This is a genomic window from Acinetobacter sp. HR7 (genome assembly GCF_000773685.1).
In the GTDB taxonomy this organism is placed as follows: domain Bacteria; phylum Pseudomonadota; class Gammaproteobacteria; order Pseudomonadales; family Moraxellaceae; genus Acinetobacter; species Acinetobacter thermotolerans.
Genome location: NZ_JPQO01000193.1, coordinates 1 through 26,117, shown reverse-complemented (window position 1 = coordinate 26,117; position 26,117 = coordinate 1). Strand labels below are relative to the sequence as shown.

Below are 26,117 nucleotides of genomic sequence, written 5' to 3'. Positions count from 1 at the left end.
TGGATTAAGTCCCCACTTGTTTTTAGGTGGGAACTAAATTAAGGCTTATAGGATCGCTTGGTAAGGCTGTGTTAGCCGGATGCTTACTCCCTTTTTTATTTTTATCCTGTAGAACACAATGTATAAAAAAAGCCTTTCAAGTGAAAGGCTTTTTGTCGTATTGGCTTACTAAATTACAAAGTAGCCAGAATATCTTTTAAGGTTTGACGCGGGTTCTCAGACTTAGTAATTGGGCGGCCAATGACTAGGTGGGTTGAGCCATCCAACATTGCCTGTTTAGGGGTCACGATACGTTTTTGGTCATCCGCATTTGAACCTTCAGGACGGATACCCGGGGTTACAAGAGCAAAGTCCTGACCTAGTGTTTCACGCAGCATTTTTGCTTCTTGCGCTGAACAGACTACACCATCCAGACCGCTTTCTTTGGTCAAGGTCGCCAGACGTTTTACATGCTCAAATGGCTCGATATCCAAACCGATGTCTTTCAGGTCTTCACGACCCATTGAAGTCAATACAGTTACCGCGACCAACTGAGTATTGTAGTTACCAGCTTTAAGGCGTTCGACACAGGTTTCCATCATTTTACGGCCACCTGAAGCATGTACGTTTACCATCCATACACCCAGGTCTGCAGCTGCGCACACTGCCTGTGCAGTAGTATTCGGGATGTCATGGAATTTCAGGTCCAGAAATACTTCAAAGCCCTTGTCTTGCAGCGCCTTAACCACAGATGGACCTTCATGAGTAAACAGCTCTTTACCCACTTTAACACGGCAAAGCTGAGGGTCTAACTGCTCGGCAATCGTTAAAGCGTCATATTGGCTTTTGGCATCCAAGGCAACGATAATACTCATAACAAGACCCTTCAAATTGACAAAATTAACGCATTATACGGATTTCAGCTGCCTGTACAAAGATTTAAAGTATAAAAATCCTCTACTGATTTAATTTAAGTGCCTTATTCCTAAAGCGAAAATTTTAAATAATTATATTTATAATAGACTTATCAATATACTGGCATAAAAAAACACCCTGAGCAAAACCCAGAGTGCTTTAAAAAATCAGGAGAACTTCAAATATTCATAAGTCTGACATCACATCCTTATAAAGGGCTGGAAGGACGATCCTGTGGATGGATATCTACAACCGTCTTTTCATGACGGGTATGTGCAGCTGCTTCGGCTGCCATGAGCTTCGCTGTATTCAGCTGCTCTTTACGCAAGTGGTCAATATCTTTACGCAGTCGTTTTATTTCCCAGTTGGTCTGGAACACTTTGAATACCTGCACACCCAATAACAAGCCTAACACAACACCTAATGCCAGAGTCAGTAGCAATAGCAGGCCTAGGCGCATTGCAGGCACTTGAGTAAATAACAGGTCTACAGAAAGCTCAGTACCATTCTGCAATACCAGTGCCAGTGAATAACCAAATAAAACCAGTAGTAAAACGATCAACACGTAACGCATAGAACACTCCGGGAAATTATTTCTGGGCTGATTCGTTTACAGCATCACGTAATGCTTTACCCGGCTTGAAATGTGGTACTGCTTTCGCTGCAACTTCAACAGACTTTCCAGTCTTGGGGTTACGGCCAATACGTGGTTCACGATGATGTAACGCGAAACTACCAAACCCACGAATCTCGATACGGTTATCAGCAGATAGCGCTTCAATCATTTGGTCAATCATGATCTTCACCGCTTCTTCGACCAAAGGCTCAGCCAAATGCGGGTTCTTCAGCGCAATACGCTCTATTAAATCAGACTTATTAAGTGCTTCAGTAGTCATCTGCGACCTCTTTAATTATCAAGCTACTTGGACTCTCTATTCCGATAATAACCTGTTTAAATACAAAACGGTAGCGCAATAATTAAATACTACGCTACCGTTTACAGTAATCGTGCAGAAAATATTAGTTAAATTACATTAACAATACATTCCGACCCTTACTTAGTTGCTCATTTGAGCCTTGATCAGGTCACCAATAGTTTTAGGACCGTTGTCTTGGCTAGCTGCAGCTGATTTCAGGTTAGCTACTGCTTCTTTCTCTTCAGCTTCGTCTTTCGCTTTGATAGACAAGTTGATAGAGCGAGATTTACGATCTACATTGATGATCTTAGCTTCAACTTCTTGACCAACTTCAAGGAACTTAGTTGCATCTTCAACGCGGTCGCGGTTGATTTCAGATGCTTTCAGAGTTGCTTCAACTTCGTCAGCTAACTTAACTGTAGCGCCTTTAGCGTCAACAGCAGTTACAGTACCTTTAACAAGCGCACCGCGTTCGTTAGCAGCAAGGAAGTCGTTGAATGGGTCGCTGTTCAGCTGTTTGATACCAAGGCTGATACGGTTGCCTTCAGCGTCTACAGACAGGATAACCGCTTCAACAGTGTCACCTTTCTTGTAACGACGAATCGCTTCTTCGCCTTGTTCGTTCCAAGAGATGTCAGACAGGTGAACTAGACCATCGATACCGCCTGGCAAACCGATGAAGATACCGAAGTCAGTGATTGACTTGATAGTACCTGATACTTTTTCGCCTTTCTCGTGGTTTTTAGCAAACTCTTCCCATGGGTTAGCACGAGTTTGTTTGATACCAAGAGAGATACGACGACGCTCTTCATCCACTTCCAGAACCATAACGTCAACTTCGTCACCGATCTGAACAACTTTAGATGGGTGGATGTTTTTGTTAGTGTGGTCCATTTCTGAAACGTGTACTAAGCCTTCAACGCCTTCAGCGATTTCAGCGAAGCAACCGTAGTCAGTCAGGTTAGTTACACGAGCTTTAACGATAGAACCTTTAGGGTAACGGCTCATGATCGCTAACCATGGATCTTCGCCAAGTTGTTTCAGGCCTAAAGATACGCGGTTACGTTCGCGGTCGAATTTAAGTACTTTAACAGTAACTTCTTGACCAACTTCAACAACTTCTGAAGGGTGCTTGATACGTTTCCAAGCCATGTCAGTGATGTGAAGAAGACCATCAATACCGCCAAGGTCAACGAATGCACCATAGTCAGTAAGATTTTTGATAGTACCAGTAACTGTTTGACCTTCTTCAAGCTGAGCAAGAAGAGCTTCACGGTCAGCTGAAGATTCAGCTTCCATAACAGCACGACGTGAAACAACAACGTTGTTACGTTTAGCATCAAGCTTGATTACTTTAAATTCAAGCTCTTTACCTTCAAGGTGAGTAGTGTCACGGATAGGACGAGTGTCTACCAGTGAACCAGGAAGGAACGCACGAACTGGACCGATGTCAACAGTGAAACCGCCTTTAACTTTACCAGAGATAACACCAGTAACGATTTCGCCGTCTTCAAAGATTTTTTCAAGTTTAGTCCAAGTTTCAGCACGTTTCGCTTTTTCACGTGATAAAACTGTTTGACCCATACCGTTGTCAAGAGCTTCAACAACTACGTCTACAGTATCGCCAACTTGAACTTCAAGTTCGCGTTGTTCATTTAAGAACTCAGCACGGTCAACAATACCTTCAGATTTAAGGCCAGTGTCAACAGTTACCCAGTCAGAGTCGATGCTAACTACAACGCCTTGGATGACTGCACCCTTTTCAACGTTGAGGTTTAATTCGCTTTCTTCAAAGAGGGCTGCAAAAGATTCGGTCATGATATTTCCGATAAAGTCAGCGGTCTTGGATCAGACAAGGCCGGTTTAGTTAAGCGTCTACATAGTCCATATAAAACTGATCAAGCTATGCGTCTGCTGTATTCGTTAATTAGCTAATTTGCTGTCGATATAAGCGGTCATCAGATTGAATACTTCATCGATGCTCAATTCTGAGCTGTCGATAATGTAGGCATCTGCTGCCGGCTTGAGCGGAGCGACAGTGCGTTCCATGTCTCGTTTATCTCGAGCTTGTATATTAGCTAAAATGTCGTTTATTTTAGCATCCAGCCCCATACCCTGCAACTGCTTTACACGTCTGTTCGCACGCGATTCAGCCGATGCAGTCAAATAAATTTTTGCCTTTGCATTCGGGAAGATACTGGTCGCCATGTCACGACCATCTGCCACCAGACCCGGGGTCTGGGCAAAAGCATGCTGACGACCCACCAAAGCAGCTCTAAGTTCAGGAATTGCCGCCACTTTTGAGGCATATTCACCAACCCGTTCGGTACGGATGGTCTGGGTCACATCTTCTCCATTCAGCCATACCTGTACACCACTCTCAGTTCCTGTGAATCGGATGTCTAAATTTGTAGCAATGTGTACGCATTTTTCCAGTTCTGTATCCAGTGAATCAATCAGGTCTTGTTGGTGCAATGACAATCCGAGCAAACGGTATAGCGCGCCAGAATCCAGCAGGTGAAAACCATAATGTTTGGCAATTTTTGCTGCCAGTGTTCCCTTGCCTGAACCACTTGGCCCATCAATGGTAATAATTTGAACTGTCATTGCTTTTCCATTGTTGTTTAAACAGATTTTGCGAGTTTCGCGAAGCCTAGTTTAATGCCTGCTTTTAACTGTGCAAGGATTAATTTGCTGACAAATGGCGCTCGTACCTGCAATTCGATGGTATAGGTCACCAGCGTCTTGTCATCGCCAAGCGCTTCAAACTCAATAATTCCAAGGTGATGTTTCACCAAAGGATTTTGAATAATTTTGTATTCGATACGGGAATTTGGTTCCAGCAGCGTAATCTGCTCTTTCAGCGGCTTAATAGGACCAAAACCCAGGCTGCGGACTGAACCTATTCCATCTGGACGTTCTGGATCAGCAGAATCCTGAATGCGTTCCACCTGAATAGGTGCAAAAGCTACGTTATAAGTCGAGTGTTTAGAAAGCAGATCGAATACCTGAGTCAAAGGTGCAGGAAATTCTTTTTTTACTTGTATGGTGTCCATAAGGCGTCCTGTTTTTAGGTTGTTATTTTCAAAGCTCATACTAAACAGAAATCAGGATTGATTCTGATCACCGTTTTGTCTTTCTTGTAACTTTTGTTGTCGTTTCTGCTCGCGGCGCATTTTAAAGAAAGCACTCAACTGCTGCGAACATTTTTCATGCAGGCAGCCGCCTTCAAATTCAAATACGTGATTATAGTAGCCGGTTTCAAACAGCTGACGAACGCTAACTAGCGAACCTGCTTTGGGCTCCATGGCACCAAATACCACTTTGGAAATACGCGCATGTACCAGTGCCCCAACACACATGGTGCATGGTTCTAAAGTCACATACAGGGCAGCATCTTCAGGCAGGCGGTAATTTTCAATGTTCTGGCAGGCTTCACGAATCGCCACAATTTCAGCATGTGCTGTCGGATCATTAGATGAAATTGGGGCATTAAAGCCGCGCCCAATAATCTGATTATTGCTGACAATTATGGCACCGACAGGGATTTCACCCTGCTCGGCGGCCAATGCAGCCTGCTCATAGGCAAACTGCATCCATTCTTCATCGGTTTGAATGTGGTCGGTCATGAATCAGCTGATCACGCTATACTGTCTTAACAAAGCATTCCAGCTGTCAATATTAGTCACTGGTGGATTGTTACCCAAAATGCCTTTTAAACTGAGATCAGTGCCTTTTTTCCATTCTGGAGATAGGTCTTTATCGACCAGACGTGCACGCACACCTTCTACAAAGTCTGGATGACGGATTTTCCAGTCTGAAATCTGGGTTTCCAGTGCAAATACTTCATTCCATGACGGTAGCCCTTTACCCCACTGCCAGAGTAACCAAGTCAAGGCTGCTGTTGCAGGAGAACCTTTTTGCAGGTTTTCACTCGCTTGACGCAGCCAGTCACTACGTGCATCGCTTAAACCTACAATAGCTTCATAGTCATGTTCAAAGTTCACACCACGGCAAACACTTTGGATGACATCCAGCGAGTTTTGCAGCGGTCCAGGACCAACCGGACGGTGCATGCTGTTGAGTGTGTCATCAATCGCACGGAAATCGCCTGCTGGATAATGATCCCAATCAATATTGACCATCTTGTCCAGCACTGCATCACGCTGCATATCACAGATATGGGTAGCCCAGCCGATCCCATAAGCACCCGCTGCGGTCATGATCGAACCGGTTAAACCGGTAAACAAACCAATCGCGCCACGGTCTGCCAGGAAGCGAGTTGCACCAACATCCGGATACAGCCCGATATTAATTTCTGGCATCGCCAAGCGTGAATATGGCGTTACTAGACGGAATGGTGCGGCCATAAATAGACCCAGACCACCACCCATAACATAACCTTCACCCCAGACCAGTACGGGTTTAGCATAGTTATGTAATAACAGGTCTAAAGCATATTCCTGTTCAAAAAATTTGTTGGCTGTTGCCACTTCATCATTAATGACCAGCTGACGCAATTTGCGTACATCTCCACCCGCACAAAATGCTTTTGGTGTGGTCGAATCTAGCCAGATCGCTTTTACACTGTTATCGTGATGAAAGTCCTCGAAGACCTCAAGTAAAGCCGTTGCAATGGTTTCATCCAGTGCGTGTAAAGATTTCGGACGATTTAAACGTACGATTCGCCATCCATTTTGGGCTTCTTCGACAATCAGGTCCGAGTGGTATTGTTTTGATACGGGAGAATATGTCATGCGTCCAGCTGCCAGTCTATGGGCTCAATGCCATGTTGTTTAAGATAATTGTTTGCTTTCGAAAATACTTTACAGCCAAAAAAACCACCCCGGTTTGCCGATAACGGCGATGGGTGGGCGGCTTTCAATACTAGGTGCTTATTCTGGTCGATGCGTTGTCCTTTACGCTGCGCGTATGCACCCCAAAGAATAAAAACCACATTTTCACGCTGCTCATTAATGACATCAATCACATGGTCGGTAAATTCTTCCCAGCCACGTTTTTGATGCGAAGTCGGCTGACCCGCTTCTACTGTCAGAACAGCATTCAGAAGTAATACCCCTTGCTGCGCCCAGTGGGTCAGGTCACCATGTTTAGGAATAGGGACACCTAAATCAGAGTGTAACTCATGAAAAATATTACGTAAAGAAGGCGGTAATGCAACACCTTTTTGTACAGAAAAACTCAAGCCATGTGCCTGATTTGGTCCATGATAGGGATCCTGCCCCAAGATCACGACTTTGACCTTATCCAGTGGTGTTGTGTTTAGCGCATTAAAAATTAGATGATTTGGCGGATAAATCACTTTATCTGCGCGTTTTTCTTCAATCAGAAAGGTGCGTAATGATTCCATTTTTGAGCCAAGCAGGAAGTCGCTCAGCTCATATTTCCAGCTATCATCCAACTGGACTTTATTGAGTTTGGCAATCTGCTGTTCAGCTAATAAAGACATGCTTTCATCCTAAATTGATGTCATCTAGTTTAAAACCGGGACAGCTTAAACTTTTACCTGTAGATCTACGGTCGGATTATGGAATGGCACACCCTGTTTCAGTTTGTTGAACATATCAGGATCAGTCCATTCAGCCTGTACCTGTTCAGAGAATTCGATCTGATCCAGACTCAGAGTACCCATCTGCTCATTTTCAATATCTTCTAGGAAACTTTGTGCATAGCCTGTATCGGTTTCGTGAACAATCACCGAATACACCTCGACATCCCCTTCACCATTCTGGGTAATGGTGGAAGCTAGCACCTGCTGCGCCAAGAAGAAGAAAATACGGGAGAACTGTTCTGCAGATGGTGACACTGGCAACGACACCCAACGTGCACTAAAATTCTTGCATGCCTGAATATACTCAGGATTATCGTTCTGCCAGAAGCAGATCGCATGATCGAAAGAATCAAAAAAGTCTTTAATTACACCTTTTAATAAGCCGAAGTCATATACCATCTGGCCATGGTCGAGCTTAGATGCTTTCAATAATAATTCTACTTTATAACTATGACCATGAATCGAACGCTTGCAGCGATCCGATGTGCAATTCCGCACGATATGAGCATTTTCAAACTTAAATAACTTACGAATTAACATGTGCCGTAATGTCGTCAAAAAATAGGTGAATTCCCTGCAATTATAAAGCAAAAGTATAGACAGGAGGATTAATTTTGCAGTTCACGTTAATAGACAAAACGGATTAAACCGTAACATTCCCTACTCTTTGCTTAAGCTTAAAAATTTAAAATGGTGCCATACTACGATAAGCCACATAGACTTTATTGTCTTCACGTACCAGATCGCTCGTGAATTGGCGTTTACGTTCACTTAACAGCACTTCAATACGTGCTTTAAAGAAGTTTGACTTTACACCGAGTAGACTAGCAAATTGGTTTCTGTTTTCTACAGCGACCTGATCAAATGGTGGTGTCTGCCACAGATCAGAGACATTCGCAAAATGTTCCTGCTGACCAAATTTCTGATCCAATGCCTGTTGTACAGCATTCACATCCAGCTTTTCATCCAAACTGGCCAGCACAGCTGCCGGTGCCGTATTGATATTCACCTGACTGTCACTCAGTGGAGCTGTCGTCACATAAGGCATCAAAAGTTTATAGCGATTATCTTCAAAGCCGCGTACCAATTTCAGCTGTTCGACGCTATGAAACTTGGCATTCGGTGGCAAGGCCGCATTCGGCAGGCCTTGATAATAATTGGACTCTGCGCCCATTGGGCCAATTGGAAGTTCATCTGAATCCTGCCAGTCGATCACTGCTTCGCTGAGTTGTTCCGATAGTCCAACTCGCTTTAAGATCAGTTCAAACCATTTTTTTGCCGGTTCATTCACCGCACCATCAGCTGTTACCAGACTGTTCAGATTGAATTTTCCAGATTCATCTTCTAGCCTTCCCATGACATAACCATCTTCAACCGGAAAAGGTGGCATCGATTGTGCCCAGGTTTCATTCAGATGATCAACATCAGCCGCATTTTCAGCATCATCAACTAGTAGTTCAGAAAAAAAAGCTTCAGCACTTTTGGCATACATCAGTGACTGGTTTTGGCGCATCAGATAAGCTGTACTTTCAGCTGTTGCAGCCTGACGTTTGGCAATCGTCGCTGCCAAGATAGTTGCCAGAGCAATCATCACCAGAATGGTAATTAATGCGATGCCGTATTGCTGCTTCATGCTCTCACCCTAAGAACTGCTGGTGTTATTGTTATTATTAAGATAATCAGTATTCAGCAGGCTAAACAGCCACTCATACTGCCCCCCCTGCACCATCAGATTAATCTTGATGCCTTTAGGTAACAGTTGCTTGTTTTCAATTTTATTTAAATCTAATCCGCTTTCAGGCCATTGGCTTAATTCATTTGGATTGAGTGCGATAATCTGGAACTGCTCGACATCACTAATGAGCACACTGGATTCTGGCTGATCACGTCCAGTCTGGTTCAAATTCCTATATTTTAATCGATAGACTTTCTGCTCATCGGCTCGGTATTGGTATTCCACCCGCTCATCTGGTGCAATGCCTTGTTCCAATGGATCCGTCACGCCCATTTTACTGAAATTAAAGCGACCATTTTGCAACACCAAAGCTGGCTGAATATCGCCATTAAAATTTGCGGTTAAAGGTACAGTTTGCACCATATCACGCAAAACCTGCTGATAGCCTTGCTGCAACTGGTTCAATTTCTGCTCATGTACTGCATTCTGATCACGCGTCACCCTTACATGATCAAAGACCCGCCAACCCAATGCAGATAAGATTACAAAAATTGTAATCGCCACCAGAAGTTCAACCAGAGTAAAACCATTCTTTTTCATTGTGTCTGATTCACCCGATGATTAAAGAACACCAGACTACTGACACCTGATTCCACCTGCCCGGTATCTGCATTGACGATGCTGACCTGAATCTCCACACGTTGCACATTGGGACTAATCGTCGGTTCAGATTTTTTATCAATCTGCCAGGTTTCACCCTGCTGTATAGTTCGTCGAGATGAAGTTCCAGTCAACCATTCCTGATTAATCTCCATTTGTGCAGCTTCATTTAGAGCCACAAACTGGGCTTTGGTACGCAAAATGGCATGTGCCGTAGATTGGGTATATTGCATCGCGACCTTGGTCAATGCCATCGCTGCAGTGGCAAAAATCGCAAGTGCCACCATCACTTCGAGCAAGGTAAAGCCTGAGCCATGTCGAGCACTGTTTGATCTATAAAGTGATGTGACATTTGAAAGTGATTTATTCTTCATCAACAATCTTACCCAGGTGGTCGATTTCAATCGCAGAACCGACTTCATTATTATCAAGATAGAATTGAATCCGTACCGGTTTGACTTCCCCATTACCCAGCCAGATCAGCTTTGGTGCATCCTGTGCTGTCAGATCACGATTTTGCGCATTTTCATAACGCTGATCTAGAAGTTGAACCTGAAAAGAGACATGATCTGGCAAGGTTTGAGTTTTAAATTCAGTATAGGGAATCCATTTTTGTGGTGTGCTGTTCAACCTGAAATCAGTATTTTCTGGATTTATCTGATATTCCACCACACTGTATTGAAACGGACTGACATCTGTAGCAGCTTTGGTTTCTAAAGCCAGTACCCGTGCTTGATCATTGGCTTCACGCAAAATACGCTGTAAGTCCAGCAACAATACCTCACGTGCCTGCATGGCTTTACGCTGATCAACGCCACCAATATTCAGCAGCACTAGCGATGCCATGATGCCCATAATCACAATCACCACCATCAACTCGATGAGGGTAAAACCACGCTGTGATGGTAGCGATTGTCTGTTCATTGAATGCCTTTAAGCACACTGCTCGACCGAGCTAAACTTTTTTGGTAAAGCCAGTGCCTGATCAATATAAGCCACGCGTAACGTATCGCGAGAACCAAGATAACGCTGGTAGAAACTTGAATTCAGGATTGCTGCCGCGCCATGGGTCAGTGACCAGATTGAAGCCAAGTAATCACGGACTGGCATGCTACTCTGAATCGAAGCCAGATAGCTTTCGGTCATACGAATAATCAGGCGCAAACGCTGCTTACGAATCTGGTACAGCTCGTTAAACAGTTGCTGAATGCCGACACCAGTCGTAGATAAACGTTCTTCAATCTGGTGGAACAGCACGGTACGTTCCGGATGATGCAGATGATGCAGCATGAAGAAAGCCAGGTGTTCCGGAAAGGCCTTATCCGTATCCTGAATCATTTCCAGCAGCATGCGTTCATTGCGGATGATCAGCAGCATGTACAACTCATCCTTACTCTGGAAATGTTTATAGAGTGTTCCCTTGGCTAAATCCAGTTCCGCAGCCAACGCGTCTAGCGTCATGCCGGCTTCGCCATTTTCCAGTAGCAATTGCTCAGCGACCTGAAAAATTAAGGTTTCTCTTGCTCGAAACTGAGCCTGACGATCCATCTTCACCCTATAACTCTCTTCTGCTCTTATTCAATTCAATTTTTTACTTTAAATTTAGAAGATTTTCAAAGTTCTGCATGGTAATTGCAGCCATCTCTTCCAGACTCTTATCATATACGTCAGATAAGGCTTTGGCTACAAATGGAACGTATTTTGGTTCATTTGATTTACCGCGATATGGCACTGGCGCCAGATAAGGACTATCGGTTTCAATCAGGACGCGATCTAGTGGTACCTGTTTCGCCACATCACGCAAATCCTGGGCATTTTTAAATGAAACAATACCGGAAAAAGACACATAATAACCACAGTCTAAAACTGCTTTGGCTGTTTCCCAGTCTTCAGTAAAACAGTGCAAAATGCCATGCGTTGATTTTTCGGCACGGATGATATCAACGGTGTCATGCTTAGCAGAACGGGTATGTACCACCACCGGTTTTTTTACAATCTGTGAAGCATGAATATGTCGGGCAAAGCATTCTTTCTGTTCTTTAATAAAATCTGTGCTATGGAAATAATCCAGACCCGTTTCACCAATTGCCCAAGCTTTTTCCGGTTGAGCCAATTCAACCAAGTATTCAGTCGTGGCACGTGCCATGGTGGCTGGATCTTCACAAGGATGCACACCGACGCTATAACCGACATCGGCATGACGTGCAGCAATTTTTTCCAGCTCGATATGATCATCCAGATCCACCGAGATGCTCATGAATTTTGAGACCCCGGCTTCACGCGCCTGTGCCAGCGCCAAATCCAGATCACCGTCATAAGGTGTTAAGTCAAGTAAGGTTAAATGACAATGGGTATCTACAAACACGGCGCTTTCCTATGTACAGGGAGAATATCTACATAGTGTAACTTCTACGCCCTGTAGATTTAAGCCCTGCCACCAGACGTTCTGCTTCATTTTTGAAGAAAACACCTTTTTCACCGCTTAACTGAATGCCAAAGCCTTGCGGTTTAATGCCATTCTGCTTTTGCGATACCCAGACCACTTTTCCAGTTAAAGGAATTTTTTGAGATTGTTCAGGCAAGGTCGCCAGCACAAAGACTTCATCACCCAGACGCACACTTTGATTAGAAGGAATAAACAGGCCACCACCGGCGACAAATGGCATATAACTGGCAAACAGGGTCTCGATATCAGGAATATTGGCCTGAATAATACCGCCCATACGTGATTGCATATTGTTCTCCTTCTTTTATTCAAGATTCATCAGTCGGATACACAATTGATCCAGTACCAGATTGCTTTGCACATTCTGCTCCAGATATTGTTTGGACTGCTGAAACTCCCCATAAATATTAAAAAGTTGCTCTAATGAATATTGTTCAGCCAACAGCTCAAATTTTAAGTCAATATTTTTGATGGCCTGATTTAGCTTGACACAAATCAAATCCGACAACAAGTATTCAAACATTTGACTGAATTCACTGAAATTCAGGTTTTTATTCCATTTGGTCGCAATCGCTATCGGCATATTCTTGTCTATGACCAGTTTTTGCCAGTCAAGAAGAAAATCCTGACGCATTGGCATCCAAGCACTTTGTGCAACTTCAAGGGCTTGCAAGGGCATTTGATTGGCCAGATTCATCAGTAACTGCTGCTGTGAATTACCCGCATCTGGCAGATGCTCAGCCAAAAACTGGCTGGCCTGTTCTGGACTAATACGGTCTAGAGCAAAATGCTGTAAACGACTACGAATCGTGGCTGGCAGTTTCAAGTAATGATCGGCCAGCAGAATAATCACGATATTTTCGCCCGGCTCTTCTAGCGTTTTCAACAAGGCATTGGCAGAAGCAATATTTAATGCTTCAGCCGGTTCAATCACAATCACCCGCCAGCCATCAACGGTCTGCTGCACAAAGGGCAACAGCTCACGAATCTTTTCAATCTTGATCTTGGCATTCTGCTTTTTGTTTTCCTCATCCGTACTGACATAGACATAGTTCGGATGGGTATCTGCTTTTAGCCACTGACAACTGCCACATTCGCCACAGGGTAAATTACGCACATGCCGATTCTGGCAAAGCACCCAAGCCAGGAATTGCTTGGTAAAGGCTTCTTTGCCACAGCCCTTTTTGCCATAAAACAGCAAGCCATGCCCAAGTTTGGGAAAACGCCCAGTCAGTGTGTCCCAAACCTGTTGCTGCCAGGGATAGATATGTGCGGTAGCATCAAGCGGCATGGCAAACTCTCAAGTTAAGCAAAAGCAGATGGATTAAGCTGGTTCAGACGATCCAGATCTTGCTGGGTATCTACACCCGGTGGCAGACTGACTTCCGCTACAGCAATGGCAATACGGTGACCATTTTCCAGTACACGCAACTGCTCCAGTGATTCCAGCTTTTCCAGTACGCCCATATCCCAAGTCACATATTCCTGCAGCAACTTCACACGGTAAGCATACAATCCTAAATGACGATAAGCCTGATCATGCAGTTTTTGCTCGGCCTGTTTAGCACCATCACGATCATAAGGAATAGTAGCACGGCTAAAATATAGCGCCTGATTATACTTGGACATCACCACTTTCACGATGCTGTCACGCTGAAATTCTTCTAATGCATGAATTGGCTCACACAAAGTCGACATGGATGATTCCGGCTGATCAACTAAAAGTTGTGCTACTTGCTGCACCAGTCGTGCTGGCAATAAAGGTTCATCACCCTGCACATTGACAATAATGTCATCACTGTCCCAGCCTTTGATACGAGCCACTTCACTAAGACGATCAGTACCTGATGGGTGGTCTTTAGACGTAATCACCACATCGATTCCTTCAGCACGGCAGACTTCAGCAATACGCTCATCATCCGTAGCGACACACAGGTCATCAAAGCCTTCAACTTTACGGGCCTGATCCACAACACGCAAAATCATCGGACGACCATGAATCTCAAGCAGCGGTTTACCCGGCAGACGTGAACTGGCATAACGGGCTGGAATGACAATGTGTTTCATAATAAATAGGCCTTAAGAAATAGAAATACCCTGTTCAAGCAGCTGCTGCTTCAAAACTTGATAGCATGCTGGTGATAATACAGCTTCTACTGGTACCACCCAGATATCACGATTGTACTCTGGATTCTGTTTCAGCAATGCCATGATTTTTACTGCATCTTTTTCTGTAGTAATAATCGGATAATGATCTTCAAAGTCCAGATCTTCGATTTCATAATCATGATGATCCGGAAATTCATGACATTGAAACTGCTGAATCTCCAGACTTTCCAGCGTGTGATAAAAACGCTGTGGAAAGCCTATACCAACCACGGCATAGTAAGGCAGGTTTGGATCAAAAGTTTGATATTCTGTACGATTGAGCAAATATGGCTGTGCAGGTGCAAGATGCATATGCAATTCAGATTGTGGATGAGCCGCATGTTCAATCACGGTTCCAGTTTTCAGACGATCAACTGGTTCACGCAGATAACCTTCAGGCAGTAATTTTTGATTACCCAGCCCACGATTATTATCGAGCACAATCCATTCAATCTGTCGATTTAAAGCCCAATGCTGCAAACCATCATCACAAATAATCAGATCCAGATCATGTTTGGACAGTAGCAGCTCAATACTCTGCTGACGATTTGGACCCACTGCCATTGGAACGCCTGTCGACTGCACAATCAGTGCGGGTTCATCTCCGACTGTTTCCGCTGTCGCCTGAGTATCTACATAACATGGAAATGGACCTTTACCACCATAACCACGGCTGATCACACCAACACGGACATGTTTTTGAGTTAGATACTCTACTAAATGGATTAACAGCGGAGTTTTCCCACTACCACCCACCGTAATATTCCCAATCACCATGACTGGCACAGGTGCGGTATAACTTTTTTTAAACCCTTTTTGATAAAGCGTTTTATTCAGGTTAAAGCCAATTTTGTACAGGCAAGATAATGGCCGCAGCACAACCAGCCATTTCGCCTGTATATTCCAGGCATCCTGAATGACTTGTGCCAGCGACATGATCAGTGTTCCTCAAAGTTACGTTGATGTAACTGATAATAAGCACCTTTCTTATCCAGTAATTGTTGATGGGTGCCCTGCTCTAAAATACGACCCTGATCCATCACCACAATCCGGTCTGCATTTTCAATGGTAGATAATCGGTGAGCAATCACAATGGTGGTACGATCTTGCATGGCGGCATCGAAAGCACGTTGGATAAAGTATTCCGACTCATTGTCCAGTGCACTGGTCGCTTCATCCAAAATTAGGATTGGTGCATTTTTCAGAATAGCACGAGCAATGGCAATACGCTGACGCTGACCACCTGACAGGTTCAACCCCTGTGCACCGAGTTCTGTATCATAGCCTTTTGGCAAGGCCATAATGAAGTCATGTGCATAAGCTGCTTTGGCTGCTGCGATGATATCTTCGTCAGTAGCACCTTCGAGCTGACCATAAGCAATATTTTCACGTACGGTGCGGTTAAACAGCACCACCTGCTGATTCACCATCGCAATCTGAGTACGTAGTGCATTCAACTCAAAATCTTTGATATCTTTCCCATCAAACAGAATTCGACCAGAAGTCGCTTCCTGAAAGCGCATCAAAAGATTAACTAGAGAGGTTTTACCCGCACCCGAACGGCCAACCAAGGCAATAGTTTCACCTGCTTTCACATCCAGGCCAATATCATTCAAAGCCTGATGACCATCCGCATAGGTTAGACTGACATGTTCCAACTGGATATTGCCTTTGAGTTCATCAGTTAAAGTACCGCTATTCTGCTCTTCTGGCATATCCAGCAGTTCAAACACGGAATATGCTGCTGCCATACCCCGCTGGATTTTTTCATTCACATCGGTTAAAGCTTTGATTGGCTTGGCCAGCATACCCGCAGCAGTAATATAAGACACAAACTCACCCGCTGAAGTATCACGCAGAATTTCCGGACGTAAGGCAATAAACATCACAATACTTAGTGCAATCGACATGATCAGCTGCACCACAGGGCTATTCAGCTGCTGAACCACTACCATTTTCAGGCCACGTTTCAGATTTTCCAAAGAGTGCTTCTTAAAACGTTCCTGCTCATATATCTGCCCACCAAAAGCTTTGACAACCATATTAGCATTCACAGATTCCTGCACTACATGGTTGACATCACCCATCGTATCCTGAACTTGTTTAGAGAGTTTACGCATACGTCGTGAAGCCTGACTAATAATCCAGCCAATAACTGGCGCGAAAATCAGGATACACATGGTCAGACGCCAGTTGGTATAAAGCAGATAGCCCAACAGCGCAATGGTAATTAAACCTTGTTGAATAATGGTTCTTAAAGCTTCAGTTGTCGCAGCTGTTAACTGCTCAACGTTGTACATAATTTTGGCAGTAATATGCCCACTAGTATTATCCAAGAAATACTGCGCTGGGAGACGCATCAATTTAGCAAACACTTCCTGACGGATATTAAAGACCAGATTACGGGAAATGACCGCGGTAAAATAACCACCGAGAAATAAACCAGTCCCCCGAAAAAACATCAGCAAGACAACAAGAAATGGAAAGAGTGTGGTAAAGCCACGATCTCGGGTCTGAATCGCCTCAATAATACGCTCTAGCAGTTTTGCGACAGAAACCTCAGTTGCAGCGTTCAACCCAAAGCCGAGAACGACCAGTAAAGCCACTCCCCAAAACTGTTTTAAATACCTTAGAAGGCGAAAATAGACTTTTAAATCCTGCTTCACTAATAACCTCGAGTGGGGACTTTGGTACTGATATTGATGTTTACAAAGCCAAGCTGACCTGCTACATCCATAACACGAATCACATCCTGATGTGCTGCTTTTGCATCCGCCGCAATGACAAACATTAAATCACGGCGTTCATTAGAAATCTGTTTAATTGCCGTATTTAAATCAGCAACTTCTTTACTCGCCAAAGATTGACCATTCACCGCATAATGACCGTTGGCATCCACAGTCACTTCAATTTTTTGGTCAAAATTTTTCGGCGGCACACCCTGTGCATCTGGCAAAGTCAAATTCATCCGACTCAGCTGACTAAAAGTCGTAGACAACAATAGAAAGACCAAAATGAACAGCAGACAGTCAATCATCGGCGTGAGATTGATATGAATCTCTTCTACCTGATTACGTTTAAATTTCATGCCCTACCTCAGCTTGCCTTCTGAAGGTTTACACCGACATCAGAGTGGTAGAAAAGATCTGCATGAAATAAAGTTGCCTGTTGCTCCAGCTCTGCCACATATTCCTGCACCAGACGTTGGAAATAACGATAAGCAAATAGTGCTGGAATGGCAATCAACATCCCTGCAGCTGTGGTAATCAGTGCTTTCGAAATCCCTGGCATCATCAACACTGGATCACTGGTCGTACCCACATCAATCATCAGGAAAGATTCAATAATCCCAAGCACAGTTCCTAAAAGACCTAGCAAAGGTGCAACTGCACTTAAGGTTCCCAAGAAATTGATATTCTTTTCCAGATACCCAATTTCCTGTGATGCCACCACTTCCATTTGAGCACGAGCATATTGTTCCGTCTGATGACCACTTGCTGCACCAGCAGCAAAAACGCGTCCTAGTGTTGTACGCTGTAAGGCAACATCGGAATTAAGTTTCTGGATCACCTGTGCAGCATTTTGCTGAGGACCAATCAGAAGAGTTTGGGGCAACACCACACTCTTTTTCAAACGAATGATTCGTTCCAGTGCGATTGCCACCATAAAAATCGAACACAATACCAAAGGCAGCATCAACCACCCGCCCGCTTTTACCAACTCCCACATCTGATTTATCCCCAATCAAGAAAATTATTCTACATCCAGGATCGATAGGATACCGTCCAGCTCTTCCAATGAATGATAGCTAATGACAAGTTTCCCTTTACCCTGCTTGTTATAATCAATTTTTACATCTGCACTAAAACGTTCAGATAAACGCTGAGTCAGTTGCTGAATATCCGGCGCAACAACTTGCTTTGGTTTATCTTGTTTTGGTGCATTTAAATCACGAACTAATTGTTCAGTCTGACGTACCGAAAGGCTTTTTTCAATCACCATTTCAGCAACTTTCAATTGATCTTTAGCTTTTAAAGTCAAAATCGCACGTGCATGCCCCATATCCAACAAACCTTGCTGCATAAAGTCTTTCACTGGTTCAGCCAGAGTTAGAAGGCGCAGTAAGTTACTGACTGTAGTACGTGCTTTCCCAACGGTATCCGCAATTTCCTGATGACTTAAACCAAATTCATCATGGAAGCGTTGTAATGCCAAAGCCTGATCAATCGGGTTCAGGTCCTGACGCTGAATATTTTCAATCAGGGCCAGTGCAATCGCGACCTGATCATTCAGTTCGCGTACAATTGCTGGAACTTCAGTCAGACCAGCTAACTGTGCTGCACGCCAGCGACGCTCACCGGCAATAATTTCATATGGATGACGTTCATCATCTACCGGACGAATCACGATCGGCTGCATGATGCCATGCTTTTCAATCGAAGCGGCCAGTTCCTGCAGATCCTGCTCATTAATATAGCGACGTGGCTGATATTCACCACGCTTCAGCAGATGCACATCAATCTGCTTGAGCTGACCATGATCCAGACCTTGTGCTTCTAACTGTAGTTTTTCTTTTTGAATTGACCCCAGTAATGCATCCAAACCACGACCTTTGGCGAGTCCACGTTTCTTCACGGTCATGCTTTACTTCCTTTTTTCACTTTACTTTTCTTTAACACTTCAGCCGCCAGATTAAGGTAAGCAACTGCACCCTTGGAACTTTTCTCAAAATAGATCACCGGTAAACCATGCGCTGGTGCTTCAGCCAGACGAATATTACGTGGAATCACAGTATCGTAGAGTTTCTTGCCAAAATATTGTTGTAATTCTTCAGAGACATCACGGGTTAAGGCATTACGCGGATCGAACATGGTCCGTAATACACCCACAATTTGCAGATCAGGATTCAATGCCTGTTGAATACGGTCAATCGTTTGAGTTAAATCTGCAAGGCCTTCGAGTGCATAGTATTCACATTGCATAGGAATGATCACACCATCAACAGCTGCCAGCGCATTGACGGTAATCAGGCTCAGACTAGGTGCACAGTCAACGAGGATATAGTCAAATAAAGATTCTATTTCCTGCAGTGCATCACGTAAGATAAATTCACGACCATCCTGTTCTGCAATCGCTAGTTCAACCCCTGCTAGATCACGATTCGCACCTAAGACCTTATATCCTACTTCGGCTTTAGTAATTGCTGTTTCAATCGGCACTTCACCCAGCAATACATCTGTCACGGAATACAGTAGGTCATTTTTCTGAATGCCCGACCCCATCGTGGCATTCCCTTGCGAATCCATATCCACCAGCAGCACACGTTTTTTTAATATTGCCAGAGATGCCGCCAAATTTACTGCGGTTGTGGTTTTGCCAACGCCACCCTTCTGGTTTGCAATCGCAATAATTTGTGCCATGTTGACCCCAATTCCTTTGAAAATCTTAAATTCGTTTTAATAGAAGTAAATGACGTTGTTCGTCTAAGCGCGGAACTTTGAGTTCAATAATCTCACAACTGAATTCATTTTTTAAAGTATCCACTTCATCATGAGGAATCAGCCCCTTCATAGAAGCAATAGTACTTTTTTCATGCATATACGGTTTCGATGCATCTACAAAATCAGTTAACGACGCAAATGCACGGCTGGTAATCACATCAAACTTGCCCAGTTCATTGATGCTATCTTCATTTTCAACTCGGGTTTGCACCGCAATGACATTTTTTAATTTTAGGTCAGCGATAAACTGTTTCAGGAAACGGATTTTTTTACCATTGGAATCAAGCAACACACAGTCACGTTCCGGCTGACATAGCGCAATAATCATGCCCGGCATACCACCACCTGTACCAATATCGAGCAGACGACCCGGTGGTAAGTCTTTTAAAATGCTGAGGCTGTCCAGCAAATGCTTGATCAGCATTTCTTTCGGATCACGGATCGCAGTCAGATTGTATGCCTTATTCCACAGCACCAAAGCGTCCTGGTACTTGAGTAATAAATTTAAAGCTTCATCACTCAATGCTAAACCTAAAGCCTGGCTACCCTGCTTTAATTCCTGAAAAAACGTATGCATAAACAATAAACGCTCGAAAAAATTGGGAGAAAGTATAACGCTTTCTCCATATTGGCACAGCAGGGAGTGCTTAGTGAATATTCACTTAAGCATACTTCCCTTCACGAATTGCAGCATCCAGTGCAACTAAACGCTCTGGCGTTCCAACATCCACCCAGTCACCGATCAGTTTGGAAGCAGAGACTTTATTTTCCAGCATCGCTTCTTTTAAAAGAGGGGCTAATGGACGTTTACCCTGCTCCAGACCATCAAACATTTTTGGATGAATCACAGATACACCACTAAAGGTTAGGTTTTCACCCTGAACATTCTGTTCGAAGGTATAAGCCTTTCCTTCAGCCAAGCTAAAATCCCCTTGCGGATGCTGAGGCGGGTTATCTACCAGTACTAGATGTGCCAAATTTTCACCCAGTTCTACCTTTAAGAGTGGAGCAAAATCCATGGTGGTCCAAACATCGCCATTGACCAGAATAAATGACTCCGTACCCAGCAAAGGTAAAGCATTAATAATCCCGCCTGCGGTTTCCAGCCCTTCCCCTTCATGTGACCATAAAATTTTGACACCGAACTGCGAACCATCACCTAAAGCCTGTGCCAGCTTTTCACCCAGCCAGGCAGTATTGATGACAATTTCAGTTACCCCCAAACCAGCTAGCTTTTCAATATGCCAGACAATTAAAGGTTTATCACCAACTTCCAAGAGAGGCTTTGGGGTATGCAGGGTCAAGGGACGCATGCGATTCCCCAGACCGGCTGCCAGAATCATCGCTTTCATTTATGCAGCCACCTCATAAATACCATATTTATCTTCAAAGGCTGGCAATACACGCTCACGAATAAACTGCATAAATGGCTGCAGCTCGGCATAAGGTTTGGTTTCTTCCAATAAATACCACATCACACGTGGCAGGTCTTTCAAGTAGCCCGACTTGCCATCACGTACAAACAAACGCACAAAAATACCCAATATCTTGATATGGCGTTGAATGGCCACCATATCCGCATCTTTCTTAAATTGTTCCAGATCACGACCTTCTTTGGATGAAGCTGGCAACAAGTGATAGAAAGTTTCAAACCAGCGATAGACACGGTCCGCATTCCACTGCACATAGGCATCACGGGTAATCGAGATCAGGTCATAAGTATCTGCACCAATCACCGCATCCTGAAAATCAATCACACCTAGCTCGGTTTCACCTTCAATTTTCATCAGGTTACGGCTATGGAAATCACGATGCACAATCACTTGTGGCTGAGCCAATGCCGCATTGGCTAGAATGGCAAAAGTACGTTTGATCAGTGCAGCTTCCGCTTCGTTAGGAACCACGTTTAATGCTGGCAACATCCAGTCGGTGAGTAACTCCATTTCCGAAATCAGCTTTTCATAAGCATATTCCGGGAAATGTCCTTCACCCGGAATGGACTGCATCTGAATTAACTGTTTAAAACTTTGTTCATAATAAGCATCAACAGTGTCGTCATTTAACAGATCTGACAACATCACGTTACCGAAGTCTTCTAGCAGCAACAGGCCATTTTCCAGGTCTTTGGCCACAATATGTGGCACACGAACCTCATTTGCATCAAAAAATTCATCAATCGTCACAAAAGGCACACAATCTTCTTTTTCTGGTGGTGCATCCATCAACATAAATGTTTTATTATTCAGTTTGATTCGTGCATAACGACGAAAACTGGCATCGCCTGCTAAAAAATGAGTTTCAAATTGATCTGAACCGAGTACAGATGCAATCCAAGATTGAATCAATTGTTCGCGTTGAGTATTCATTTGCAATAAATTCTAATACAGGCTGAGTTTTTAAAGTGCTAAGTGTAGCTACTTATCAACTTTTTCTCTATGATGCGACAATAATTAATTGCGATTAAGCATGATTGGTTAATGAGACAAATGAAGCATCAGTTTAAATATAATCCTTTAGCGACTGCGATTTTAACTTTGTTATGTGGTAGCTCAATCACCGGCTATGCTGCAGAAAATGACTCATCAACCAATACTACGCCGCAACAGAATAATAGCCTGCAGGAAAGTTATCCGGGTGAAGCCTTTTATTCCCAATATTATGTAGACAAATCCAGCCCGGAAGCGCAGCAACGTCAGGGACAATATTTAAGCTCAGCCTATTGTAAAGGCACTTGGATTACGCCAGTTTCTCCTGAAGTTGAAGCAGTAGATCCAGAACAAGCAACGTCGACCGTGACTGCTGATTATGGTCATTACAACCCCAATGGTGATTCCTATTTGGAAGGTAATGTGGTCATTGACCAGCAAGGTCGTCAGATTCGTGCGGATAAAGTGACCATTGATCAAACCCAAACTTATGCTAAAGCTCAGGGTCGTGTCCAGCTAGCACAAGCTGGTTTGCTCTCACAGAGTGATGACATTAATTACAATCTCAAAACTCAGCAAGGTGACCTGAATAACAGCTTCTATATTGCAGAACAGCAGCATGCACATGGTCGTGCTGACAAGATCGCCAAGACCTCGACTGACACAGTCGAATTGGAAAATGCAACTTATACCACTTGTCCACCGGATGAAAAACCAACCTGGAAAATTCAGGCCGATCGAATTAAGCTAAATCAGGAAACAGGCCGCGGTGAAACTCGTAACACCAAACTTTATGTTAAAGAAGTGCCTGTTTTAGCCCTACCCTATTTCAATTTCCCAATCGATGACCGTCGTACTACCGGCATTCTGACGCCAAGTTTTGGTTTTACCAATGACGGTGGCTTGGAGCTTGGTGTTCCAGTTTATCTGAACCTTGCACCGAACTATGATGCCACCATTACCCCACGCTTTATTGCAGATCGTGGTGCCATGCTGAATGGTGAATTCCGCTATCTAACCGAGAATTTCGGTTATGGTCAGATCTGGGGTAGCATTCTACCTTCAGATAAAAGCTATAATGACGAAGATCGTAAAGACTTGCATTTTCGCCATGACTGGCAGATTAACGAGCAGTTCTCGACCAATCTGGAATACAACTATGCTTCAGACAAAGACTTTTTCTCTGATCTGAATAATAGCCCAGATTCTAAAACTGATCTGAATTTACGTCGTGCATGGGAACTAAATTACAAAAATGGACTTCCTGGCTTAAAAGCACAGCTTAAAGTTGAAGATTTCCAAACGCTTGACCCTGATGTGGCAGATGAAGATCGTCCTTATGCTCGCCTTCCACAGTTTCTGGTGAACTATAAAACCGGTAATCCATTAGGCTGGCAATTTGAAGCCAATCACGATACTGCTTACTTTAAAAAAGATATTGGCAATCTACATCCATCTCTTGATAGTTATGAACCAAGCGGTACCCGTATCTATAATGATTTAGCAGTACGTTACAATTATCGTACTCCTGGAGCCTTCCTGATTCCACAAGCATCATTGCGTAATGTGAATACTTTTTATGATCAGGATACTCGTGACAATCTAGACAGTATCAATAGTTCAAGTGAAAGTACATCGATCGTAGTACCGGAATTCACGCTTGATGCAGGTTTAATTTTTGAAAAAGAAGGTCGTTACCTACAAACTTTAACACCACGCCTGTTCTATGCTTATGCCCCTTACGAGAATCAGGAAGACCAACCCAACTTTGATTCCGTGAATGCATCCATCAGCTATGATCAGCTCTTTAGTCCACGACGCTTCTATGGTCATGACCGATTAGAAGACAACAACTTTGCCTCAGTCGGGCTGAGTTACAGCCTGTTTGATGATATTGGTCTGGAACGATTACGTGCCAGTGTCGGTCAAAGTTTTTTCTTTGAAGATCGCCGTGTCAACTTAGAACGTGATCTGGATGAATATGACCGTGAATCTCATACCGGCCCAGTGGTTCAATTAACCAGTCAACTTTCAGAAAACCTGCGCTTAGGCTTTAATTCGGCATGGATGTCAAATGGTGATAATGCCCAACGTGATGTTCAGGCTTATTACACAGGTGAAAAAGGCAATCTGTATAACATTGGTTATTTCTATCGCCAAGATATTGCTGATCGCCAGAAGAGCTATGATCAGGTGGTGGGTTCATTTATTCAACCAGTATCCAACAACTGGCGCCTGATCGGACATGCTCAATATGATATGGATAATCATGTTGCCCGCGAATATTTACTTGGCGTGAACTATGAGTCATGCTGTTGGGGTGTTTCGGTATATGGCCGCTCATATTACAATGACTTGGATGATGTCAATGAAGCAGGCGTCAAACCAAAACGTATGATTATGGCAGAAGTCAGCTTACGCGGATTAGGTGGTTTTAATAATAAACTGGCATCATTGCTAGAAAACCGTATTCTGGGCTTTAATAATATCAATCAGACTTGGACAGAACGTTAATGAAGACAAAACAGTTAAAACAATTTTTTAAAGCAACAACACTTGCGCTATGCCTATCTGCAGCAATTCCAAGCTTTGCTGTCGCACAGACCAAGGATGAAGTTGTAGCTGTTGTCGACAATAGCGTCATTCTACGTAGTGATCTCGAACAAGGGATTGCTGAAATTTCCCATCAACTAGAAAAGCAAAATAAAACTGTACCACCACAACAGATTTTGCAGCAACAGGCTTTAGAACAACTTATCTTGCGTCAGGCTCAATTGGAACAAGTTAAGCGCTATAACATCCGTCCAGATGAAAAAGCCCTGAATGATGCTGTATTAAAAGTTGCTCGTGACTCAGGCTCTTCAAGCCTGGAAGCATTCCAGCAAAAACTGGATGCCATTGCACCAAATACCTATGCATCACTTCGTAATCGTATTGCCGAAGATTTGGCGATTAACCGTTTACGTCAACAAGTCGTAACTTCACGGATCAAAGTAAGCGATCAGGACGTAGAAAACTTCCTGAAAACCCCACAAGGTCAAGCCTTATTAGGCAGCCAGGTACATGTACAACATGTTCGTGTGTCAGGTGAAAATGCAGCTCAAGTTGCGAGTAAAGTAAAAGCTGATCTAGTAAATACTACAGATCTAAAAGCACTAGAAAAGAAACATTCAAAAGATGGTATTAAAGTTGAAGCCGCTGATATGGGCTATCGCAATATCTCAGCTATTCCTGATGAACTTGCTTCACGTGTGACCACCCTGCAACCTGGTCAAACTTCTGAACCGATTGAAGCACGTGATGGTATTCATATCCTGAAACTGATCGACCGTAAAGCAGGTGATCAAAAAGCAATCGTTTCGCAGTACCAGACCCGTCATATCTTGATTCAGCCATCTGAAGTCGTGACCCCTGAAAATGCGAAACAGATGATTGATAGTCTTCATAGCCGTTTAAAAAATGGTGAAGACTTTGCCGTATTGGCATCCACTTTCTCGAATGATCCAGGTTCAGCACGTGATGGTGGCAGCCTTGGTTGGGTCAGTCCAGGTGTCATGGTGCCAGAGTTTGAAGAGCGTATGAAAAATACACCTGTAGGTCAGATCAGTGAACCCTTCCAAAGTCAGTTTGGGTGGCATATCCTGCAAGTCACTGATACACGTCAGCAGGACATGACTCAGGAATATCAGGAACGTATGGCTCGCCAGTTACTTGGAGAACGTCAGTTTGATACCGAACTAGACAGCTGGTTACGTGAAATCCGTAACAATGCCTTTGTCGAGATTAAAGACCCTTCACTGGATCGCAAGAAGAACTAATCTTATACATCTACAAAAACCGGCTTAGGCCGGTTTTTTATGTAAGCGTCCGCTGAACCC

Annotated in this window: 30 protein-coding genes; 2 read left to right on the top strand and 28 right to left on the bottom strand. The window is 43.8% G+C overall.

Annotated features, from left to right (window positions below; all coding sequences use genetic code 11):
• Positions 1-173 precede the first annotated feature (173 nt).
• The 28 genes from pyrF to GW12_RS11545 all read right to left on the bottom strand — a co-directional run bounded on the left by pyrF (position 174) and on the right by GW12_RS11545 (position 22,179).
• Positions 174-854 carry an orotidine-5'-phosphate decarboxylase gene (pyrF, locus tag GW12_RS11680; RefSeq protein WP_034587673.1) on the bottom strand — a complete coding sequence of 227 codons (681 nt, stop codon included), beginning with the start codon at positions 852-854 and terminating at the stop codon, positions 174-176.
• A 248-nt stretch (positions 855-1,102) separates the two neighbouring features.
• The gene (locus GW12_RS11675; protein ID WP_034587671.1) at positions 1,103-1,468 is read right to left on the bottom strand and encodes a lipopolysaccharide assembly protein LapA domain-containing protein; all 366 of its coding nucleotides are present in this window, start codon (positions 1,466-1,468) and stop codon (positions 1,103-1,105) included.
• Positions 1,469-1,484: 16 nt separating this feature from the next.
• Positions 1,485-1,790 carry an integration host factor subunit beta gene (locus GW12_RS11670; protein WP_034587669.1) on the bottom strand — a complete coding sequence of 102 codons (306 nt, stop codon included), beginning with the start codon at positions 1,788-1,790 and terminating at the stop codon, positions 1,485-1,487.
• Between the two features lie 162 nt (positions 1,791-1,952).
• Positions 1,953-3,629, bottom strand: a complete 1,677-nt coding sequence (gene rpsA, locus GW12_RS11665) for a 30S ribosomal protein S1 (RefSeq protein ID WP_034587667.1) — start codon at positions 3,627-3,629, stop codon at positions 1,953-1,955.
• A 105-nt stretch (positions 3,630-3,734) separates the two neighbouring features.
• Positions 3,735-4,418, bottom strand: coding sequence for a (d)CMP kinase (cmk, locus tag GW12_RS11660; protein ID WP_034587665.1), 684 nt, complete (start codon positions 4,416-4,418; stop codon positions 3,735-3,737).
• A 17-nt stretch (positions 4,419-4,435) separates the two neighbouring features.
• Positions 4,436-4,867 (bottom strand): SRPBCC family protein, encoded by a 432-nt coding sequence (locus tag GW12_RS11655; RefSeq protein WP_034587663.1) that lies wholly within the window; start codon positions 4,865-4,867, stop codon positions 4,436-4,438.
• 51 nt (positions 4,868-4,918) lie between these two features.
• Positions 4,919-5,440, bottom strand: a complete 522-nt coding sequence (tadA, locus tag GW12_RS11650; RefSeq protein ID WP_034587661.1) for a tRNA adenosine(34) deaminase TadA — start codon at positions 5,438-5,440, stop codon at positions 4,919-4,921.
• A 3-nt stretch (positions 5,441-5,443) separates the two neighbouring features.
• Complete coding sequence (locus GW12_RS11645; protein ID WP_034587659.1) at positions 5,444-6,568, bottom strand: enoyl-CoA hydratase/isomerase family protein; 1,125 nt, start codon at positions 6,566-6,568, stop codon at positions 5,444-5,446.
• Positions 6,565-7,281, bottom strand: coding sequence for a uracil-DNA glycosylase (ung, locus tag GW12_RS11640; RefSeq protein WP_034587658.1), 717 nt, complete (start codon positions 7,279-7,281; stop codon positions 6,565-6,567). Before ung ends, GW12_RS11645 begins: the two co-directional genes overlap by 4 nt.
• A gap of 45 nt (positions 7,282-7,326) precedes the next feature.
• On the bottom strand, positions 7,327-7,923 hold the full coding sequence (locus GW12_RS11635; protein WP_034587657.1) for a 6-carboxytetrahydropterin synthase: 597 nt from the start codon (positions 7,921-7,923) through the stop codon (positions 7,327-7,329).
• Between the two features lie 145 nt (positions 7,924-8,068).
• Positions 8,069-9,016 carry a type II secretion system minor pseudopilin GspK gene (gene gspK, locus GW12_RS11630; RefSeq protein ID WP_034587656.1) on the bottom strand — a complete coding sequence of 316 codons (948 nt, stop codon included), beginning with the start codon at positions 9,014-9,016 and terminating at the stop codon, positions 8,069-8,071.
• A gap of 9 nt (positions 9,017-9,025) precedes the next feature.
• Positions 9,026-9,658: a type II secretion system protein GspJ gene (locus GW12_RS11625; RefSeq protein WP_034587654.1), complete on the bottom strand. Its 633-nt coding sequence runs from the start codon at positions 9,656-9,658 to the stop codon at positions 9,026-9,028.
• Entirely contained in the window at positions 9,655-10,092 is a 438-nt protein-coding gene (gene gspI, locus GW12_RS11620) for a type II secretion system minor pseudopilin GspI (RefSeq protein ID WP_161788390.1), read from the bottom strand. Before gspI ends, GW12_RS11625 begins: the two co-directional genes overlap by 4 nt.
• Positions 10,082-10,642, bottom strand: coding sequence for a Tfp pilus assembly protein FimT/FimU (locus tag GW12_RS11615; RefSeq protein ID WP_034587652.1), 561 nt, complete (start codon positions 10,640-10,642; stop codon positions 10,082-10,084). The genes gspI and GW12_RS11615 overlap by 11 nt, the downstream gene beginning before the upstream one ends.
• A gap of 9 nt (positions 10,643-10,651) precedes the next feature.
• Positions 10,652-11,266, bottom strand: a complete 615-nt coding sequence (locus GW12_RS11610) for a TetR/AcrR family transcriptional regulator (protein ID WP_034587650.1) — start codon at positions 11,264-11,266, stop codon at positions 10,652-10,654.
• A 43-nt stretch (positions 11,267-11,309) separates the two neighbouring features.
• Positions 11,310-12,083 carry a TatD family hydrolase gene (locus GW12_RS11605; RefSeq protein ID WP_034587648.1) on the bottom strand — a complete coding sequence of 258 codons (774 nt, stop codon included), beginning with the start codon at positions 12,081-12,083 and terminating at the stop codon, positions 11,310-11,312.
• A 28-nt stretch (positions 12,084-12,111) separates the two neighbouring features.
• The gene (locus tag GW12_RS11600; protein ID WP_034587646.1) at positions 12,112-12,453 is read right to left on the bottom strand and encodes a PilZ domain-containing protein; all 342 of its coding nucleotides are present in this window, start codon (positions 12,451-12,453) and stop codon (positions 12,112-12,114) included.
• Positions 12,454-12,468: 15 nt separating this feature from the next.
• A complete protein-coding gene (locus GW12_RS11595; protein WP_034587644.1) occupies positions 12,469-13,455 on the bottom strand; it encodes a DNA polymerase III subunit delta' in 987 nt (328 codons plus the stop codon).
• 14 nt (positions 13,456-13,469) lie between these two features.
• Positions 13,470-14,231, bottom strand: coding sequence for a 3-deoxy-manno-octulosonate cytidylyltransferase (gene kdsB, locus GW12_RS11590; RefSeq protein WP_034587642.1), 762 nt, complete (start codon positions 14,229-14,231; stop codon positions 13,470-13,472).
• Positions 14,232-14,243: 12 nt separating this feature from the next.
• Complete coding sequence (gene lpxK, locus GW12_RS11585) at positions 14,244-15,248, bottom strand: tetraacyldisaccharide 4'-kinase (RefSeq protein WP_034587640.1); 1,005 nt, start codon at positions 15,246-15,248, stop codon at positions 14,244-14,246.
• A gap of 2 nt (positions 15,249-15,250) precedes the next feature.
• Entirely contained in the window at positions 15,251-16,978 is a 1,728-nt protein-coding gene (msbA, locus tag GW12_RS11580) for a lipid A export permease/ATP-binding protein MsbA (protein WP_034587638.1), read from the bottom strand.
• Complete coding sequence (locus GW12_RS11575) at positions 16,978-17,400, bottom strand: biopolymer transporter ExbD (RefSeq protein ID WP_034587636.1); 423 nt, start codon at positions 17,398-17,400, stop codon at positions 16,978-16,980. The genes msbA and GW12_RS11575 overlap by 1 nt, the downstream gene beginning before the upstream one ends.
• A gap of 8 nt (positions 17,401-17,408) precedes the next feature.
• The gene (locus tag GW12_RS11570) at positions 17,409-18,041 is read right to left on the bottom strand and encodes a MotA/TolQ/ExbB proton channel family protein (protein WP_034587635.1); all 633 of its coding nucleotides are present in this window, start codon (positions 18,039-18,041) and stop codon (positions 17,409-17,411) included.
• A gap of 24 nt (positions 18,042-18,065) precedes the next feature.
• On the bottom strand, positions 18,066-18,953 hold the full coding sequence (locus GW12_RS11565; RefSeq protein WP_034587632.1) for a ParB/RepB/Spo0J family partition protein: 888 nt from the start codon (positions 18,951-18,953) through the stop codon (positions 18,066-18,068).
• Positions 18,950-19,732: a ParA family protein gene (locus GW12_RS11560; protein ID WP_034587631.1), complete on the bottom strand. Its 783-nt coding sequence runs from the start codon at positions 19,730-19,732 to the stop codon at positions 18,950-18,952. Before GW12_RS11560 ends, GW12_RS11565 begins: the two co-directional genes overlap by 4 nt.
• Before the next feature lie 25 nt (positions 19,733-19,757).
• Complete coding sequence (gene rsmG / locus GW12_RS11555) at positions 19,758-20,390, bottom strand: 16S rRNA (guanine(527)-N(7))-methyltransferase RsmG (RefSeq protein ID WP_034587628.1); 633 nt, start codon at positions 20,388-20,390, stop codon at positions 19,758-19,760.
• An 85-nt stretch (positions 20,391-20,475) separates the two neighbouring features.
• Positions 20,476-21,165, bottom strand: coding sequence for an N-acetylmuramate alpha-1-phosphate uridylyltransferase MurU (gene murU, locus GW12_RS11550; protein WP_034587627.1), 690 nt, complete (start codon positions 21,163-21,165; stop codon positions 20,476-20,478).
• Entirely contained in the window at positions 21,166-22,179 is a 1,014-nt protein-coding gene (locus GW12_RS11545) for an aminoglycoside phosphotransferase family protein (RefSeq protein ID WP_034587626.1), read from the bottom strand.
• A gap of 120 nt (positions 22,180-22,299) precedes the next feature.
• Between GW12_RS11545 and lptD the strand changes: the two genes are divergently transcribed.
• Complete coding sequence (lptD, locus tag GW12_RS11540; protein WP_034587624.1) at positions 22,300-24,753, top strand: LPS assembly protein LptD; 2,454 nt, start codon at positions 22,300-22,302, stop codon at positions 24,751-24,753.
• The gene (locus GW12_RS11535; RefSeq protein WP_034587622.1) at positions 24,753-26,057 is read left to right on the top strand and encodes a peptidylprolyl isomerase; all 1,305 of its coding nucleotides are present in this window, start codon (positions 24,753-24,755) and stop codon (positions 26,055-26,057) included. Before lptD ends, GW12_RS11535 begins: the two co-directional genes overlap by 1 nt.
• Positions 26,058-26,117: the final 60 nt, after the last annotated feature.

Excerpts from the sequence above, each read along its gene's own strand:
- pyrF (WP_034587673.1), bottom strand. The coding sequence starts at position 854 with ATGAGTATTATCGTTGCCTTGGATGCCAAAAGCCAATATGACGCTTTA.
- GW12_RS11675 (WP_034587671.1), bottom strand. The coding sequence starts at position 1,468 with ATGCGTTACGTGTTGATCGTTTTACTACTGGTTTTATTTGGTTATTCA.
- GW12_RS11670 (WP_034587669.1), bottom strand. The coding sequence starts at position 1,790 with ATGACTACTGAAGCACTTAATAAGTCTGATTTAATAGAGCGTATTGCG.
- rpsA (WP_034587667.1), bottom strand. The coding sequence starts at position 3,629 with ATGACCGAATCTTTTGCAGCCCTCTTTGAAGAAAGCGAATTAAACCTC.
- cmk (WP_034587665.1), bottom strand. The coding sequence starts at position 4,418 with ATGACAGTTCAAATTATTACCATTGATGGGCCAAGTGGTTCAGGCAAG.
- GW12_RS11655 (WP_034587663.1), bottom strand. The coding sequence starts at position 4,867 with ATGGACACCATACAAGTAAAAAAAGAATTTCCTGCACCTTTGACTCAG.
- tadA (WP_034587661.1), bottom strand. The coding sequence starts at position 5,440 with ATGACCGACCACATTCAAACCGATGAAGAATGGATGCAGTTTGCCTAT.
- GW12_RS11645 (WP_034587659.1), bottom strand. The coding sequence starts at position 6,568 with ATGACATATTCTCCCGTATCAAAACAATACCACTCGGACCTGATTGTC.
- ung (WP_034587658.1), bottom strand. The coding sequence starts at position 7,281 with ATGTCTTTATTAGCTGAACAGCAGATTGCCAAACTCAATAAAGTCCAG.
- GW12_RS11635 (WP_034587657.1), bottom strand. The coding sequence starts at position 7,923 with ATGTTAATTCGTAAGTTATTTAAGTTTGAAAATGCTCATATCGTGCGG.
- gspK (WP_034587656.1), bottom strand. The coding sequence starts at position 9,016 with ATGAAGCAGCAATACGGCATCGCATTAATTACCATTCTGGTGATGATT.
- GW12_RS11625 (WP_034587654.1), bottom strand. The coding sequence starts at position 9,658 with ATGAAAAAGAATGGTTTTACTCTGGTTGAACTTCTGGTGGCGATTACA.
- gspI (WP_161788390.1), bottom strand. The coding sequence starts at position 10,092 with ATGAAGAATAAATCACTTTCAAATGTCACATCACTTTATAGATCAAAC.
- GW12_RS11615 (WP_034587652.1), bottom strand. The coding sequence starts at position 10,642 with ATGAACAGACAATCGCTACCATCACAGCGTGGTTTTACCCTCATCGAG.
- GW12_RS11610 (WP_034587650.1), bottom strand. The coding sequence starts at position 11,266 with ATGGATCGTCAGGCTCAGTTTCGAGCAAGAGAAACCTTAATTTTTCAG.
- GW12_RS11600 (WP_034587646.1), bottom strand. The coding sequence starts at position 12,453 with ATGCAATCACGTATGGGCGGTATTATTCAGGCCAATATTCCTGATATC.
- GW12_RS11595 (WP_034587644.1), bottom strand. The coding sequence starts at position 13,455 with ATGCCGCTTGATGCTACCGCACATATCTATCCCTGGCAGCAACAGGTT.
- kdsB (WP_034587642.1), bottom strand. The coding sequence starts at position 14,231 with ATGAAACACATTGTCATTCCAGCCCGTTATGCCAGTTCACGTCTGCCG.
- lpxK (WP_034587640.1), bottom strand. The coding sequence starts at position 15,248 with ATGTCGCTGGCACAAGTCATTCAGGATGCCTGGAATATACAGGCGAAA.
- GW12_RS11575 (WP_034587636.1), bottom strand. The coding sequence starts at position 17,400 with ATGAAATTTAAACGTAATCAGGTAGAAGAGATTCATATCAATCTCACG.
- GW12_RS11570 (WP_034587635.1), bottom strand. The coding sequence starts at position 18,041 with ATGTGGGAGTTGGTAAAAGCGGGCGGGTGGTTGATGCTGCCTTTGGTA.
- GW12_RS11565 (WP_034587632.1), bottom strand. The coding sequence starts at position 18,953 with ATGACCGTGAAGAAACGTGGACTCGCCAAAGGTCGTGGTTTGGATGCA.
- GW12_RS11560 (WP_034587631.1), bottom strand. The coding sequence starts at position 19,732 with ATGGCACAAATTATTGCGATTGCAAACCAGAAGGGTGGCGTTGGCAAA.
- rsmG (WP_034587628.1), bottom strand. The coding sequence starts at position 20,390 with ATGCATACGTTTTTTCAGGAATTAAAGCAGGGTAGCCAGGCTTTAGGT.
- murU (WP_034587627.1), bottom strand. The coding sequence starts at position 21,165 with ATGAAAGCGATGATTCTGGCAGCCGGTCTGGGGAATCGCATGCGTCCC.
- GW12_RS11545 (WP_034587626.1), bottom strand. The coding sequence starts at position 22,179 with ATGAATACTCAACGCGAACAATTGATTCAATCTTGGATTGCATCTGTA.
- lptD (WP_034587624.1), top strand. The coding sequence starts at position 22,300 with ATGAAGCATCAGTTTAAATATAATCCTTTAGCGACTGCGATTTTAACT.
- GW12_RS11535 (WP_034587622.1), top strand. The coding sequence starts at position 24,753 with ATGAAGACAAAACAGTTAAAACAATTTTTTAAAGCAACAACACTTGCG.